This is a genomic window from Pseudomonas sp. FP453 (genome assembly GCF_030687495.1).
In the GTDB taxonomy this organism is placed as follows: domain Bacteria; phylum Pseudomonadota; class Gammaproteobacteria; order Pseudomonadales; family Pseudomonadaceae; genus Aquipseudomonas.
Genome location: NZ_CP117435.1, coordinates 3,992,496 through 4,007,949, shown reverse-complemented (window position 1 = coordinate 4,007,949; position 15,454 = coordinate 3,992,496). Strand labels below are relative to the sequence as shown.

The following is a 15,454-nucleotide window of genomic DNA, read 5'->3' as shown; positions in this document are numbered from 1 at the left end:
AGCAAAGCCTTATGGCTAAGAGGCGGGGTGGCGTGGGTTTTGCAAAACCGCTGGGTGTATCGCTGCCTGGTCGATCGTTATCGCAGGCAAGCCAGCTCCCACACTTGAATGTGTTCACACCTCCCTGTGTCCACACATTCCAAATGTGGGAGCTGGCTTGCCTGCGATAGCGGCGGAACAGGCGACACCAACCCCAAGCAAGAGCACCGCCCACTTGAACCTGCGCCGATTGAAGTACTTCGTGAAACTGGTAGACATCGGCAGCATGACCCAAGCCGCCGACGTGCTGCATGTCGCCCAACCCGCCCTCAGCCAACAACTGGCCACCCTGGAAGCCGAGTTGCAGCAACAACTGCTGATCCGCACCAAACGCGGCGTCACGCCGACCGAAGCCGGCAAGGTTTTGTACGGCCATGCGCAGATCATCCTGCGCCAGTGCGAACAGGCCCAGAGCGATATCAACGCCACCGGCCACGCCTTGTCCGGGCAGGTCTCGGTAGGCCTCGCCCCCGGCACGGCGGCCTCGACATTGTCGCTGCCACTATTGCGCACCGTGCGCGAACGCCACCCCGGCATCCTGCTGTACCTCAACGAAAACTTCGGCACCACCCTGAGCGAGCTGATCATGAACGGCCGCATGGACATGGCCGTGCTCTACGGCGGGCGCGAGGTGCACGGCTTGAGTTTCGTCTCGCTGCTGCGCGAGCCGCTGTACCTGGTCAGCGCCGATCCAGAGGTCGCCGGCCGCGCAGACATTCCCCTCGCCGAACTGGCCGACATGGACATGCTGCTGCCTCGCCCCTACAACGTGATGCGCCGCATGGTGGACGAAGCCTTCCTGCGCATCGGCCTCGGTGCGCGGGTGGTGGCCGAGATTGAATCCTCTACCACCTTGACTGCCGCCGTGGCTGATCACTTCGGCTCGACCATCCTGCCGGAGTCGTCGGCGCGGGTGCTGGCGGCCAACCCAGCCGTGCACATGTGCCGCATCGTCGAACCCGAAGTGGAGGCACCGTTGGCGTTGTGCCTGTCCGGGCATTTGCCGCTGTCGGTGCCGGCCCAGGCGGTCAAGGCGATCTTGCTGGAGCTGGTGGCGCAGATGCGTGGCAGTGCGGTTTGAGGGGTCATAAGGGCGGCTTATCACCCCAAAGCCAAAGCGTCTTGGCCGCTTTCCGAGGGGCTCGGTAGATTGGCCCCATCCACTCAAGACACGTTCGACAGGCAGGGGCCAACTATGGATTCAGCACGTATCAAGGGGTTGATGGATTTGCTGGCCGAATCCGATCTGCTGGAACTGAGCCTCACCGAAGGCGACAGCACGCTGCGGCTGTTCAAGCAGGCGGGGCAGGCGGCGATCAGCATCGCACCCACGGTGGTTGCCGCGCCGGTTGCGGCACCACCTACGGCGGCGATTGAGATCAAGGCCAGCCTCTACGGCGTGCTGCACCTGACGCCCGCCGTCGGTGAGCCAGCGTTTGTAGCCGTGGGGCAAGCCATCGAAGCCGGCCAGACCGTGGCGGTGATCGAGGCGATGAAGATGTTCCACCCGGTCAAGGCCAAGGTGGCCGGCAAGCTGGCTGAGATCCTGGCCCAGGCCGGGGCTGAAGTTGCCGCCGGCCAGGCGCTGTTCCGCCTCGATTGACCCTTATTTGTGATGCAGGTGAATTCAATGTTCGACAAAGTGCTGATCGCCAACCGTGGCGAAATTGCCCTGCGCATTCAGCGTGCCTGCCGTGGCCTGGGCATCAAGACCGTGGCGGTGTACTCCGAAGCGGACCGTCACGCGCAGTACGTGCAAAACGCCGACGAAGCGCTGTGCATCGGCCCGGCAGCGCCGGGCCTGAGCTACCTCAACCAGACGGCGCTGCTGTTTGCGGCCAAGGTCACGGGGGCCCAGGCGATCCATCCCGGCTACGGCTTTCTTTCGGAAAACGCCGGCTTCGCTGAACGCATCGAGGCGGCGGGCCTGACCTTTATCGGCCCCAGCGCCGCGTGCATCCGCACCATGGGCGACAAGGTCGCCGCCAAGCGCGCCATGCGTGAAGCCGGCGTGCCCTGCGTACCGGGGCCGGACTCGACGATGCCCAGCGACGACGCGAGCATCCTCGCCATCGCCGCCGAGATTGGCTACCCGGTGATCGTCAAGGCCGCCGGTGGCGGGGGTGGGCGCGGCATGCGCGTGGTGCAGGAGCAAGCCGAATTGCTCGCCGCCATTGCCCTCACCCGCGAAGAAGCACGGCTGGCCTTCGGCAACCCGGAACTGTATATCGAGAAATTCCTCGGCCACCCGCGCCACGTGGAAATCCAGGTGCTGTGCGACGCCCACGGCCACGCGATCTGGCTCGGCTGCCGCGACTGCTCGCTGCAACGCCGGCACCAGAAGGTGCTGGAAGAAGCCCCGGCCCCAGGGATCGATCCCGCGCTGATCGCCAAGGTCGGCGAACGCTGCGCCGAGGCGTGCCGCCAGATTGGCTATCGCGGCGTCGGCACCTTTGAATTCTTGTACGAGGACGGCGAGTTCTTCTTTATCGAGATGAACACCCGTTTGCAGGTGGAACACCCGGTCACGGAAATGACCACCGGCATCGACATCGTGCAACAGCAACTGCGCATGGCCCGTGGCGAAGTGCTGGGCCTGCGCCAAGAGGATGTGCAGCTCAACGGCCATTCCCTGGAATGCCGCATCAACGCCGAAGACCCAAGCACCTTCATGCCGACCCCCGGCTTGATCCAGCGCTGGGAAGTGCCCGGTGGCTTTGGCGTGCGCGTGGATTCCCACGTCACCACGGGCTACCGCGTGCCGCCGTATTACGACTCGATGGTGGCCAAGGTCATCACCCACGGCGCCACCCGCGAAGAAGCCATGGCGCGTATGCGTTTGGCCCTCAGCGAAATGATCGTGGACGGCATCAGCACCAATATTCCGCTGCACCGCGACATTCTTGAAGACCCGGCCTTTCAAGCCGGCGGTGTCGATATCCATCACCTGGAGCGCTGGTTGCAGCAAAGGAGCCCGACATGAGCACCGCACCGAATATCAGCCTGTTGGGCTCCAGTGCCCTGTTGTTTGAAGCGCCGGGCGAGCTGGACCTGGCCCCGCAACAGCGCATCTGGAACCTGGCCCTGCAAGCCGGCGAGTGGCCGGAAATCCACGAAGCCGTGCCCGGCATGAACAACCTGATGCTGACGTTTCTCAAACCTCCGCGTGAGTTGAGCGGCTTGTGCGAGCGCCTGCTGCAAGCCTGGGAGCACTGCGAGCCGCTGCCCCTGGAAGGGCGCATCGTCGAGTTGCCGGTGGTCTACGGCGGCGAATTCGGCCCGCATATGGCTGATGTAATCGCCCACACCGGGCTGGACATCGAGACCATCGCCAACCTGCATTGCGAACCGCTGTACCCGGTGTATGCCTTGGGCAGCCACCCGGGTTACTGCTACCTCGGCGGCATGGACCAGCGCCTGGCCACGCCACGTCGGCAAGTGCCGGTGCTGAATATTGGCGCCGGTTCCGTGTCCATCGGCGGCGTGCAGACCGGCGTTTCCGCGTCGGCCGGCCCCAGCGGCTGGAACACCATCGGCCGTACCGAAATGGCGTTTTTCGACTCGACCCAAACCCCGCCAGCCATTTTGCGGCCGGGTGATTTCCTGCGCTTGCGCATCGAGAGGATCATTCGATGATCGAGATTCTATCGGCCACCGCCCTGGCCACCGTGCAGGACTTCGGCCGCTTCGGCAGCCTCGGTCAAGGCGTCGGTACGTCGGGCGCCATGGACCATCTGGCGTTGGCGCTGGGCAACCTGTTGCTGGGCAATCCCGAAGACGCTGCGGCGATTGAAATTCCGTTGTTTCCGTTCGAAGTGCGGCTGGTGCAGGACTGCGCCTTTGCCGTGACCGGCGCCGCGTGCGACGCCACCTTGGACGGCCAGCCATTGCCGCCGAACTGGGTGTACCAGGGCCGCGAAGGTCAAGTCCTGAACCTGGGTTACCCGACCTCCGGCAGCCGCGCTTACCTGTGCCTCGCTGGCGGTGTGGACGTGCCGTCGGTGCTCGGCTCACGCAGCACCCAATTGCGTGGCGAGTTCGGTGGCCTGGACGGCCGGGCGTTGCAGCAGGGCGATCGACTCGCCGCGTTGCGCCCCGGCATCAGCCCGCTGCCGTTGGACTTCGGCGTGTTGGCGCCAAGCCTCGCGTTGCCGTTACAGGTCGACGGAGTGCCCGCCATGCGTGTGTTGCCCGCCGCCGAATACGAACGCTTCCAGGAAAGCTCCCGCGCCGCCTTCTGGGCCGGTGAGTGGAAGATCACCACCCAGAGCAATCGCTACGGCTACCGCATGGAAGGCGAACCACTGCTGCCCATCGCCCCCATGGAAATCCGCTCCCACGGCATCGTGCCCGGCGTGATCCAGGTGCCCCACGGCGGCCAGCCGATCATCCAGATGCGCGACGCCCAGCCCAGCGGCGGCTACCCCAAGTTTGGCAGCGTGATCGAGGCCGACCTGTGGCGCCTCGGCCAGGCGCCGATTGGCAGCAAGGTGCGCTTTGTCGAGTGCAGCTATGAGGAAGCGGTCGAGGCCCTGGAAACCAACCGCCGTTACCTGCGCGAAGTCAGCCGCCTGGTGGACCTGCACCGAGAGGGAGTTAAAGCATGACTATTGAGGAAATCCGCCAACTGGCGCTGTGGCTCAAGGAACACCACCTGGCCGGCGCCGAACTGAGTCGCCCGGGGGCGCACCTGACGCTCAAGCGCGGTGCGCCTGCGGCCAGCGTTGCGGCGCCCGTTGACGTGGCGGCGGTGGAGGACAAGGTCCTGCGCACCACCGGCCTGGGGCGCTTGCTGCTGACCCATCCGCAACTTAGCGAACCCTTCGTGGCTGTGGGCGATTCGCTCAGCGCCGGGCAGTTGGTGGCGGTGCTGCAAGTCGGCGACCTGCTGTTGCCCCAGCGCAGCCGCGAGGCCGCACGGGTGATGGATGTGCGTGTGCCCTGCGGCACTACCGTCGGCTACGGCGAAGCATTCCTGGGCCTGGAGCGGCAAGCATGAAGATCGATTTGAACGCCGACCTCGGCGAAGGCTTCGGCCCGTGGCGCATGGGTGAGGATGAGGCACTGATGCGCCTGATTTCCTCGGCCAACGTCGCCTGCGGCTACCACGCCGGCGACCCGCTGATCATGGACACCACCGTGCGCCTGGCGAAAGCCGGTGGCATCGACCTCGGCGCCCACGTGGGCTTCCCGGACCTGATGGGCTTTGGTCGGCGCCAGATGAATATCGAGATCAAGGAACTCGCCACGTATGTGATCTACCAGCTCGGCGCCCTGGCGGGGATGGCCGCCGTGAATGGCCATCGCATGACCCATATGAGCTTCCACGGCGCCCTCGGCAATATGGCCGCTGCTGATGCCGCACTGGCCGAGCCGCTGGTGCGGGCGGTGGCGGCGTTTGATCCGACGTTGATCATCAGCTCGTCCAGCAGTCGCGCCATCGAAGGCGCCGCCGAGAAATGCGGCCTGCGCGTCGCCACCACCTTTCTGGCTGATCGTGCCTATGACGACGACTGCCTGTTGGTACCGCGCAAGGTTGAAGGCTCGGTGATCAAGGAACCGTCAGCGGTATTGCAGCGCGTGCGCCAATTGCTGGAGGAGGGCACCGTCACTGCCCTCAGCGGCAAGGTGCTGCGGGTGCCGGCCCATTCGATCCTGCTGCACGGCGACACCCCCGGCGCGGTCGAGTTGGCGCGCACCATTCGTGAGGAAATCGAGCAACTGGGCGGGCACATTACGCCGATTTCCCAGCTGCTGGCCGCGTCATAAGCAGGCCTTATCGCCACACAACCATTGCGTCTTGGTCCAGCGCCTGAAGGCTGGATAGAGTCGAACCATAACCCGCAGCACAAGGATTACCCCATGCCATTTTCCGACTACAAAACCGCGCTGGTCACCGGGGCGTCCTCGGGCATCGGCGCCGCCGTTGTCGAGCGCCTGTGCCAGGAAGGCGTGCAGGTGCATGCCCTGGCCCGCAGCGCCGACAAGTTGCAGGCACTGGCGGCCAAGACCGGCTGCATTGCCCACGCCATCGACGTGACCGACATCGCCGGGTTGACCCGGCTGTTCGCCGAAAACACCTTCGACATCCTGGTCAACAACGCCGGTGTCGACAAACCGGGCTCCCTGCTCAAGGCCGACGCCGACGGCATCGACCTGCTGATCGACGTCAACCTGCGCGCCGTGCTGCACCTGGCACGCCTGGCCTTGCCGGGCATGGTCGAGCGCGATTGCGGGCACATCATCAACATCAGCTCGATTGCCGCGGCCTACAACTTTGGCGGCAACTCCACGTATCACGCGACGAAGGCGGCGGTGAGCATGCTCTCGCGTCAGCTGCGCATCGATGCGTTCGGCAAGCGCGTGCGTGTCACCGAGATCTGCCCGGGACGTGTGGCCACGGACATCTTTGCCCACGTGCACGGCGATTCCGAGGAGACCTACAAACGCTTCGTCGAGGGCTTTGAACTGCCCCAGGCCGAAGACATCGCCAATGCCATCGCCTTTGCGATTGCCGCGCCGATAGCCGTCAACGTCGGGCATATGGAAATCACCCCGACCTTGCAGGTGCCGGGCGGGCTCTCCACCGCGCGTCCGCAGGACTACCAGGGCTGAACACCAGCCCCCAAAAACAGAACGGATCAATCCGTCAGCGCTGCATCCCGCCACGGCCCCGCCGGGTGATTTTGATTTCTGCCCTAGCCCAATGCCGATAGGGATTGACCATGAAGCAAGACTTCGATTTGGCCGCGATTCTGCAAGGCGAGTACGCCGAGCTGATCGTCAAGGGCATCGAAATGACCTTGCAGCTGGCGTTGTTCGCCTGGCTGCTGGCGATGATTCTGGCGCTGACGCTGGTCACGGTGCGCCTGACCGGCAACAAGCTGGCCGACCGCCTGGTGGCGGGGTACGTGTCCTACCACCGCAACGTGCCGACCCTGGTGCAACTGATGCTGTGGTACTTCGGCGTGCCGACCCTGCTCAGCGAAAACGCGCAGCTGTGGCTGGCCAGCCACAACACCGAATACCTGTTTTCGGTGATCGCCCTGGGCTTGTGCCAGGCCGCGTATTTCTGTGAAGACATGCGCAGCGGCCTGCGCGCGATTCCCGCCGGGCAGACCGAAGCGTCGCGGGCCCTGGGCCTGGGTTATGTGCGTTCGATGCGCTACGTGATCCTGCCCCAAGGCGTGCGCAACTGCCTGCCGTCGCTGATCAACCACACCGTGCTGCTGTTCAAGAACACCAGTTTGGCCATGGCGATCGGCGTGATGGAACTGACCTACGCCAGCCGCGAAGTGGAGAACTACACGTTCCGCACCTTCGAGTCGTACCTGGTCGCCACGGTGTTCTACCTGGTGTTTTCACTGCTGCTGATGGGCGTCGGGGCATTGCTCGCCCGGCACTTCAGCAAAGCCCTGGCGAGGTAGATGGCGATGTTCGATATCGTTGAAATCCTGCAGAACAACTGGACGCTGTTTCTCATCGGCCAATACCCCCACGGTCCCTTGGGCGGCCTGGCCAGCACCTTGATCCTCGCCGCGTTGGCGCTGCTGCTGGCGTTCCCGTTCGGCCTGTTGCTGGCGCTGGCGCGGGTGTCGCCGTGGAAGGGTTTGTATTGGGTGGCCACGGTGTGGGTCTACGTGTTGCGCGGTATTCCGCTGCTGATGGTGATCTTCTGGACCTACTTCCTGGTGCCGTTGCTGATCGGCCATAACATCACCGGCTTCATGACCATGCTCTGCACCCTGGTGATCTACCAGAGCGCCTACCTGTGCGAAATCATTCGCGGTGGTATCCAGGCGTTGCCGAGCGGGCAATACGAAGCGTCCCGCGCCTTGGGCCTGGGCTACGTGCGCACCACGCTGTGGGTGATCCTGCCCCAGGCGCTGTACAACGCGCTGCCCAGCCTGATCAGCCAGTTCATCTCGATCATCAAGGAAACCTCCCTGGGCTACGTGATCAACGTGCAGGAAGTGACCTTTGCCGCCAACCAGGTCAACAACCAGTTGCTGACCAAGCCGTTCCAGGTGTTTTTCATCCTGGCGATCATCTACTACCTGCTGTGTTTCGGCCTGACCCGCCTGGCGGGCTGGGTAGAACAACGCATTGCGCGCAAGCGCCTCGGTGACGGCGGGCAGACCGTGCCCGGCAAGCCGTTGCTGGCCACCGATAATTGAAGAGGGCTGCGCTCATGCATCCAATGATCATGTTTTCGAAAATCAATAAATGGTACGGCGAGTACCAGGCGCTCACCGACATCACCGCCGAAGTGAACCCCGGTGAAGTGGTGGTGCTGTGCGGGCCGTCGGGCTCGGGCAAGTCCACGCTGATCCGCACGGTCAATCGCCTGGAAGACATCCAGGACGGCCAGATCCTGTTCGATGGCCAGGACGTGCACGGCACCGACGCGCAGATCAATCGCCTGCGCAGCCGCGTGGGGTTTGTGTTCCAGAGCTTCAACCTGTTCCCGCACCTGTCGGTGCTGGAAAACATCACCCTGGCGCCAAACAAGCTGCGCAACCTCAAGGGCGCGGCGGCCAAGCAAAAGGCCATGGAACTGCTCGACCGCGTGGGCCTGGCGCACAAGGCCGGGGCCTACCCGGCGCAGTTGTCCGGCGGCCAGCAACAACGGGTGGCGATTGCCCGCGCCCTGGCGATGGAACCGCCGGTGATGCTGTTCGACGAGCCCACCAGCGCCCTCGACCCGGAAATGGTCGGTGAAGTGCTGAGCGTGATGAAGGGCTTGGCCAAGGACGGCATGACCATGATGTGCGTGACCCACGAGATGAACTTCGCCCGCGAAGTGGCGGACACCATCTGGTTTATGGACGCGGGGCAGATTCTGGAAAAGAGCAGCCCCGACGCCTTCTTCACCCAGCCTTCGCACCCGCGAGCGCAACGCTTCATCGCCGACCTGCGGGCCCACTGAGCTGCGGCGGCTTGATTCCTTCTGCCATTTTGCTTGTCCAACTTTCTGGAGATTTCCCATGGGTATGAAGCATCTGTTTACTGCGTTGGCATTGGGTCCATTGGCTGTGGCCTGCGCCCAGGCTGACCAATTGAGCGACATCCTCGCCAAGCAGTCCCTGAGCTGCGGCGTGTACGCCGACGTGCCGCCATTCTCCGCGCCGGACCCCAAGACCCGCGAGCTGGTGGGCATGGACGTGGACCTGTGCAAGGCCCTGGCCAAGACCATGGGCGTGGCCCTGGAACTCAAGCCGCTGTCGGTTGAAGCGCGCATTCCCGAAGTGAAGATGGGCCGCGTCGATGTGATCTTCGCCAACCTGGCGTACACCAAGACCCGCGCCGAACAGATCCAGTTCAGCGACCCGTACTACATCGCCAAGGAAACCCTGGTGGTGCGCGCGGCCAACGCCGACCAGCCGAAAAGCTTCTTCAAGGACAAGCGCATCAGCTCGACCAAGGGCTCCACCTCGGAGCAATCGATCCGCATCGCCGGCGCCACCCCGGTGACCTTCCAGGACACCGGCTCGGCCTACATGGCCCTGCAACAGAACAAGGTAGTGGGCCTGGTGACCAACACCATGACCGCGCTGAAACTGGTCAACCAGGCCAAGGCCGGTGGCGTGGAACTGGCGATTGCCAAGGAACCGATGGCGTTGGAGCCGATTGGCGCGGGCATGCGCCGCGATGAGCCGGCGTTCCTGGCCAAGGTCAATGAGGCGTTGATGGCGATGGAAAAGGCCGGCGAGATCGATGCGATCTGGGATCGCTGGATCGGCCCGAATACCGAGTACAAGATGGTGCGTGAGGACAAGGTGCAGAGCTTGAGTGCGCTGAAGTTCGACCCGCTGCCATAAGGAGCTGATGCACACAGTTCTTAATGGGGGAGCTGGCTTGCCTGCGATAGCGGTGTATCAGTCACTGATGCGCAAACTGACCCACCGCTATCGCAGGCAAGCCAGCTCCCACATTGGATATTTGCTACCCGATAGATAGCGCCTGGCTTGCGAGCCAGTTCAGTGGCTTCACGGGTTAACCTGGTCTTTTCAGCGTCAATTGAGGACCGTTGGTTGATTTAATGCTGTCTTTGGATACTTGGCGTTTCTCGTACATGATTTCGGCACCTTCCTTGTGCTTTTCCACCAGATAAAGCATGTCGTCGCTTTCGCCGACGATGCAGCCAGTTATACGGTCCAGATTCTTTAGCTGGACCGTTTCGGGTTTGCAATCACGAATTTCTTCATACGCCCTTAGCTTGCCGCGCTCGATCGACTGAGAGAACGTTAACTTCCAAAGGACCCACGTGCCAATTGCAAAAAAGGTGAGCAGAAACGTACCGAGGATCAGCGGTTTGGCTCTTGTGTAGCTTTTGCCCATGTGCTGTAGAAAGCGGTAGCGGGCCGTTGTGGGGGCGAGTGTGGTGGTTGGAAAGACCCGGTCGGGATTTTCCGTGAAATACATCAAGCAGACGAACGAAGCAACGGCTGAACAAGCAATGAGCGATGCGGAGATCTTGACCAGCATGTCCATTCCGCCGAATACCACAAACTGATAGGTATCGAAGCCCAGTCGATTGATCGGCGCCCCAAGGGCGCCGTAATAGGTCTCAAGGTATGCGTAGCCGTTTGAGTAAAACAGTGCGAACAACAGCACCATGATTGACAAGCTTTCGAATTTTACAACTTTCCATAGCCAGGCGGCGCTAGTCTTTGCGACGGGGGCATTGGCGTTTTCCTGATCGTCCATGGGTTGTCCTTCTATGGGAGCGGGGAGTCTAGCGAGCGCAATTGAGGATGCCCAGATCGTTCACCAAATTCCCCGAACGCTGGACCCCGGGGACCTTCCTGCTTCACCATTGCGCTCAACCCGATCCAAGGAACCTTCGCGTCCATGAGCGCACTGATCGAAACCCGCGCCCTCACGCGCATGGACGAGCGCCGCCAAGTGCCCTTGCTCCAGCCCACCGATTTCACCTTGAACGCCGGCGACCGCGTGTCCATCACCGGTTCTTCCGGGGCTGGCAAAAGTGTCTTTTTGCGCGCCCTGGCCCTGCTGGACGCGCCCACCTCCGGGCAAATCCTGTGGAACGGCCAACCGATCAGCAACGCCGAGATTCCCCATTACCGTTGCCATATCAGCTACCTGTCCCAGCGCCCGGCGTTGCTCGAAGGCACGGTGGAAGACAACCTGCGTTTTCCGTTCAGCCTCAAGACCTCGCATAAACGCAGCTTCGACCTTGCAGCCGTCACCACATTGCTGGGCCACGCAGGCAAGGCGCCGGACTTCCTGGCAAAAAAAGCTGCGGATTTGTCTGGCGGTGAGTCCCAGGTGGTCTCGCTGATCCGCACCCTGCAACTGAACCCCGAAGTCTTGTTGCTGGACGAACCCACCGCCGCCCTCGACCCCACGTCATCCCGCGAAGTGGAAGCGCTGATCGACGCCTGGTTCGCCGGCGATCAATCCCGTGCCTGCATCTGGGTGTCCCACGACCTCGACCAGGCCCGACGCATGAGCAACCTCCACCTGCACATGAGTGCCGGCGTGCTGAGTGGAGTTACCCAACCATGAACTACCAGAACCTCACGGCTCTCGACCTGGGCATCGCCGCCTCGCTGATCCTGGTCAACGGCGCGTTGTCGCTGCTCCTGCGCCTGGGCCTGGGCCGTCAATTGCTGTGGGCGGCGGTGCGCACCGTGGTGCAACTGTTGGCCATCGGCTACCTGCTGGGTTGGGTGTTCGAGTTTGCCTACTGGTACGTGGTGCTGCCGTTGATGTGCGCCATGACCCTGATCGCCGGCATCTCCGCCGCCGGGCGCGGGAGGCGCACGTACAAGGGGCAGCGGGTCGACAGCATCCTGTCGGTATGGGGCAGCTCGTGGCTGGTGACGGCGGTGGGGCTGTTTGCGGTGATCCGCATCCACCCGTGGTACGAGCCACAGTATGCGATTCCGATCCTCGGGATGATCCTCGGCAACACCCTGACCGGCGTGTCCCTGGGCATAGAGCGCATGACCCAGGAACTGACCTCTGGGCGCAACACCATCGAAATGATCCTCGCCCTTGGCGGCTCACGCTGGGAAGCGGCGCAGGACGCCATTCGCCAGGCGGTGCGCGCAGGGATGATCCCGACGCTGAACCAGATGACCGTGGTCGGCATCGTCAGCCTGCCCGGCATGATGACCGGGCAGGTACTGGCGGGGGAAAGCCCGGTGGATGCGGTGCGGTATCAGATCGTGATCATGTTCTTGATTGCCGCGGCGTCGGCATTGGGTACGGTGGGGGCGGTGTTGTTGACGTATCGGCGGTTGTTTTCGGTGGGGCACAGGTTTTTGCGCGAGCGCCTCGAAGAGCGCTGACATCCTTGTGGGAGCTGGCTTGTGTGGGAGCGGGCTTGCTCGCGAAGGCTACCTTTCATGCGACCAAGTCTTATCGGGTGTACGCCGGATAAATGTGGGAGCTGGCTTGCCTGCGATAGCTATGTGTTAGGCGCTGGGGCTTTTTGGGCGGAGTACATATCCGTTATTTGGGTAACGGCTGATGTTGGTTCCGCGCTTACGGCGGGTCACTTTTGGAAAAGAGCCCCAAAAGTAACCAAAAGGGCTCTTGCCCCAACACTCGGCACCTCGCCTAGGCTCGGTGTGCCCGTAATCCGACATGGATTTGGGGGGCCGCCGCCACGCGCCATCCATGGCGCGGGGCGGCTAAACCGGCATCCCTGCCGGTTTACCCCCCAAATCCATGCCGAATTCCGGCCAGCGTGTTTAACGGGGCGCCTAAGATCAAAAGCTGAAAAGCCAGAGCCAGAGCCAGAGCCAGGACCAAAGCTTCAGGTTTTGTCAGGTCCGTTATCGTGATTGTTTCAACTGATGAAATGCTGGATTGTGAATCCTGGTGATTCCAACGATCACTGCAGCGGTGGACCATGGCCGGCGTCGATAACCTTGTTTTGGAGCCTGTCATGTCCCAGCCCGCGATCAAACTCTACGGTTTCCCGCTGTCCGGCCACTCCCATCGGGTGGAGCTGATGCTGTCCCTGCTGGGCTTGCCCACGGAATTTATCCTGGTGGACCTCAAGCAAGGCGCACACAAGGCGGCGGATTTTCTCGCCACGATCAACAGCTTTGGCCAAGTCCCTGCGATTGATGACAACGGCACCGTGTTGGCCGATTCCAATGCGATCCTGGTCTACCTCGCCAGCAAATACGGCAAGGGCCAATGGCTGCCCAGCGACCCGGTAGGTCAGGCCCGTGTGCAGCGCTGGCTGTCGGCGGCGGCGGGTCAGTTGCATGTGGGGCCGGCGTCTGCGCGGCTGGCAGTGGTGTTTGGTGCCGAGGTCGATACCGTCAACGCCATCAGCCGCGCCCATGGCTTGCTGCAGTTGGTGGAACAGCAACTGAGCCACAGCCGCTTCCTCGCCAGTGAGCAGCCGAGCATCGCCGATATCGCTTTCTACACCTACGTCGCCCATGCGCCGGAAGGCAATGTGTCGCTGGCCGACTACCCTCTAGTGCGCGCCTGGCTGGCCAGCATCGAGGCGTTGCCGGGGTTTGTCGGCATGCCGCGCACGGCGGCGGGTTTGCAACAGAAGGAGTGACGATGGACCGATTCCACGAAATGCAGGTGTTCCTCGCGGTGGCCGAAGAGGCCGGTTTTGCCGCTGCCGCGCGCCGCTTGAACACCTCGCCGCCCAGTGTGACGCGGGCCATCGCCGCCATGGAGCAACGCATCGGCACCCAACTGTTGGCACGCACCACCCGCAGTCTGCACCTGACCGAAGCCGGCCAGGGTTATCTGGAAGACTGTCGGCGCATCCTTGCTGAACTCGATGAAGCCGAAGAGGCGGCAGCGGGCAGCTATTCGATCCCCTGCGGGCACTTGACGGTGACCGCGCCGGTGCTGTTTGGCGAGCTGTATGTGGCGCCGGCGCTGGGGGCGTTCCTCGACTGTTTTCCGTTGGTAACGATCAATGCCTTGCTGGTGGATCGCGTGGTCAACCTGCATGACGAAGGCGTCGATGTGGCCGTGCGTATCGGCCACCTGCATGAGCCGGGGCAGCAGGCAATCAAGGTCGGTGAAGTGCGGCGGGTGGTGTGTGCGTCCCCGGGTTATCTCGACCAGCACGGGCGTCCCGAGCACCCGTCGCAGTTGCGTGAGGCGAAGATCGCCACCACCTCCGCCAGCCAACGTGTGAATGAATGGACCTTTGTTGAACACGGCCAAGCGCTGACCGTGCCCATCGAACCACGCCTGGTGGTCACGGCCAATAACGCCGCGATCAACCTCGCGCGCCAGGGTTGGGGCGTGACGCGGGTGCTGTCGTATCAAGTCGCGGCAGCGGTGGCGGCGGGAGAGTTGGAGATTATCCTTGAACGCTTTGAACCGTCGCCGCTGCCGATCCAGGTGGTGTTCCAGAAGAGCACGCGCGTGCCGGCGAAGGTCCACAGTTTTGTCGATTTTCTCAGCGCGCGCCTGGGCCAGGATGCCGCGCTGAACCGGCGCGACTGATGGAACGGTTTCGCGATATGCAACTGTTTGCCGCGTTGGCCGGGCAGCCGAGCCTGGCTGCGGCGGCGCGTGCGGCCCAGGTTTCTGGCCCGACCCTGATACGCGCGGTGGCCCGCCTGGAAGCGCGCCTGCGGGTGCCCTTGCTCACGCGCAGCACGCGGGGCGTTAGCCTCACCGACGTGGGCCACGCCTACCTGGACGACTGCCTGCACTTGCTGGCGGCGGTGGACGCCGCCGAAGCCTCGGCCAAAGGCATGCACGTGCAGGCCCAGGGCAATCTGCGGGTGTTCTTGCCGTTGCTGTTCAGCTGCTATGTGATGGCGCCGGTGTTGGCCAGCTACCTGGACCGCTATCCCGAGGTGCGCCTTGTCGCCCACTACCACGACTATTACCCGAACCTGCACGAAGAAGGGCTGGACGCGGCGATCCTGGTTGGCGAATTGCCCAACTCGTCACTGATTGCGCGGCCGGTGGGGCAGGTCCGCCAGATCCTGTGCGCAAGCCCTGGTTATCTCGAGGCCCACGGCGAACCCCGGACGCCAGAGGACCTCAAGCGCCATCGCCTGATCGCTCAAGCCGAAGAGGTGGATTGGGATTTTCCGGGCTATCAACTGCCGGGCTATCAACTCAAGGCCCGTGCCCGCTTGGGTTGCGCCACGGTGCAGGGTGCGATCAATGCGGCGGTGCACGGGGCAGGGCTGGTGCGCTGCCTGAGCTACCCGGCGCACGAGCACCTGCTCAGCGGGCAATTGCGCCGGGTGCTGCAGGCCTATGAGCCGCCACCGCTGCCGATTCACGTGGTGTACCGCGCAGGCCGCAACGCGCCGATGCGCGTGCGCAGCTTTGTCGATCACTGTGTGGCGGCACTGCGCGCACATCCGGTATTTCAGTTGGCGTAATAGTGGATTGCCGCGGGTGGTGATTCTCTCTTTGCCGGGCAGGGCGC

Annotated in this window: 18 protein-coding genes; 17 read left to right on the top strand and 1 reads right to left on the bottom strand. The window is 63.1% G+C overall.

Features of this window, described 5'->3' with window-relative positions:
- Positions 1 to 214 precede the first annotated feature (214 nt).
- From nac to PSH87_RS17925, 12 genes are all read left to right on the top strand, one after another.
- Positions 215 to 1,120 carry a nitrogen assimilation transcriptional regulator NAC gene (gene nac / locus PSH87_RS17980; RefSeq protein ID WP_017737190.1) on the top strand — a complete coding sequence of 302 codons (906 nt, stop codon included), beginning with the start codon at positions 215 to 217 and terminating at the stop codon, positions 1,118 to 1,120.
- A gap of 114 nt (positions 1,121 to 1,234) precedes the next feature.
- Positions 1,235 to 1,642: a biotin/lipoyl-containing protein gene (locus PSH87_RS17975; RefSeq protein WP_305430504.1), complete on the top strand. Its 408-nt coding sequence runs from the start codon at positions 1,235 to 1,237 to the stop codon at positions 1,640 to 1,642.
- Between the two features lie 27 nt (positions 1,643 to 1,669).
- Positions 1,670 to 3,022, top strand: a complete 1,353-nt coding sequence (accC, locus tag PSH87_RS17970; protein ID WP_305430502.1) for an acetyl-CoA carboxylase biotin carboxylase subunit — start codon at positions 1,670 to 1,672, stop codon at positions 3,020 to 3,022.
- Positions 3,019 to 3,675 (top strand): 5-oxoprolinase subunit PxpB, encoded by a 657-nt coding sequence (gene pxpB, locus PSH87_RS17965; protein ID WP_305430501.1) that lies wholly within the window; start codon positions 3,019 to 3,021, stop codon positions 3,673 to 3,675. Before accC ends, pxpB begins: the two co-directional genes overlap by 4 nt.
- Entirely contained in the window at positions 3,672 to 4,646 is a 975-nt protein-coding gene (locus PSH87_RS17960; protein ID WP_305430500.1) for a biotin-dependent carboxyltransferase family protein, read from the top strand. The genes pxpB and PSH87_RS17960 overlap by 4 nt, the downstream gene beginning before the upstream one ends.
- A complete protein-coding gene (locus PSH87_RS17955) occupies positions 4,643 to 5,038 on the top strand; it encodes a hypothetical protein (protein WP_305430498.1) in 396 nt (131 codons plus the stop codon). The genes PSH87_RS17960 and PSH87_RS17955 overlap by 4 nt, the downstream gene beginning before the upstream one ends.
- Positions 5,035 to 5,808, top strand: a complete 774-nt coding sequence (locus PSH87_RS17950; protein ID WP_305430497.1) for a LamB/YcsF family protein — start codon at positions 5,035 to 5,037, stop codon at positions 5,806 to 5,808. The genes PSH87_RS17955 and PSH87_RS17950 overlap by 4 nt, the downstream gene beginning before the upstream one ends.
- A gap of 93 nt (positions 5,809 to 5,901) precedes the next feature.
- On the top strand, positions 5,902 to 6,654 hold the full coding sequence (locus tag PSH87_RS17945) for an SDR family oxidoreductase (protein WP_305430496.1): 753 nt from the start codon (positions 5,902 to 5,904) through the stop codon (positions 6,652 to 6,654).
- A 110-nt stretch (positions 6,655 to 6,764) separates the two neighbouring features.
- Positions 6,765 to 7,466: an amino acid ABC transporter permease gene (locus tag PSH87_RS17940; protein ID WP_305430495.1), complete on the top strand. Its 702-nt coding sequence runs from the start codon at positions 6,765 to 6,767 to the stop codon at positions 7,464 to 7,466.
- Between the two features lie 6 nt (positions 7,467 to 7,472).
- Positions 7,473 to 8,216, top strand: a complete 744-nt coding sequence (locus tag PSH87_RS17935; protein WP_017737199.1) for an amino acid ABC transporter permease — start codon at positions 7,473 to 7,475, stop codon at positions 8,214 to 8,216.
- 23 nt (positions 8,217 to 8,239) lie between these two features.
- On the top strand, positions 8,240 to 8,968 hold the full coding sequence (locus PSH87_RS17930) for an amino acid ABC transporter ATP-binding protein (protein WP_305434334.1): 729 nt from the start codon (positions 8,240 to 8,242) through the stop codon (positions 8,966 to 8,968).
- 58 nt (positions 8,969 to 9,026) lie between these two features.
- Positions 9,027 to 9,860 (top strand): ABC transporter substrate-binding protein, encoded by an 834-nt coding sequence (locus PSH87_RS17925; RefSeq protein WP_305430494.1) that lies wholly within the window; start codon positions 9,027 to 9,029, stop codon positions 9,858 to 9,860.
- Positions 9,861 to 10,035: 175 nt separating this feature from the next.
- Here PSH87_RS17925 and PSH87_RS17920 read toward each other — a convergent pair whose 3' ends face one another.
- Positions 10,036 to 10,749: a hypothetical protein gene (locus tag PSH87_RS17920; RefSeq protein WP_017737202.1), complete on the bottom strand. Its 714-nt coding sequence runs from the start codon at positions 10,747 to 10,749 to the stop codon at positions 10,036 to 10,038.
- A 144-nt stretch (positions 10,750 to 10,893) separates the two neighbouring features.
- Here PSH87_RS17920 and PSH87_RS17915 point away from each other — a divergent pair, with 144 nt between their 5' ends.
- The 5 genes from PSH87_RS17915 (at position 10,894) to PSH87_RS17895 (ending at position 15,407) form a co-directional block, all read left to right on the top strand.
- The gene (locus PSH87_RS17915) at positions 10,894 to 11,571 is read left to right on the top strand and encodes an ATP-binding cassette domain-containing protein (protein ID WP_305430491.1); all 678 of its coding nucleotides are present in this window, start codon (positions 10,894 to 10,896) and stop codon (positions 11,569 to 11,571) included.
- Positions 11,568 to 12,359: an iron export ABC transporter permease subunit FetB gene (fetB, locus tag PSH87_RS17910; RefSeq protein ID WP_207042662.1), complete on the top strand. Its 792-nt coding sequence runs from the start codon at positions 11,568 to 11,570 to the stop codon at positions 12,357 to 12,359. Before PSH87_RS17915 ends, fetB begins: the two co-directional genes overlap by 4 nt.
- Positions 12,360 to 12,961: 602 nt before the next feature.
- On the top strand, positions 12,962 to 13,597 hold the full coding sequence (locus PSH87_RS17905; protein ID WP_305430490.1) for a glutathione S-transferase family protein: 636 nt from the start codon (positions 12,962 to 12,964) through the stop codon (positions 13,595 to 13,597).
- 2 nt (positions 13,598 to 13,599) lie between these two features.
- Complete coding sequence (locus PSH87_RS17900; RefSeq protein ID WP_305430489.1) at positions 13,600 to 14,508, top strand: LysR family transcriptional regulator; 909 nt, start codon at positions 13,600 to 13,602, stop codon at positions 14,506 to 14,508.
- Complete coding sequence (locus PSH87_RS17895) at positions 14,508 to 15,407, top strand: LysR family transcriptional regulator (RefSeq protein WP_305430487.1); 900 nt, start codon at positions 14,508 to 14,510, stop codon at positions 15,405 to 15,407. Before PSH87_RS17900 ends, PSH87_RS17895 begins: the two co-directional genes overlap by 1 nt.
- Positions 15,408 to 15,454: the final 47 nt, after the last annotated feature.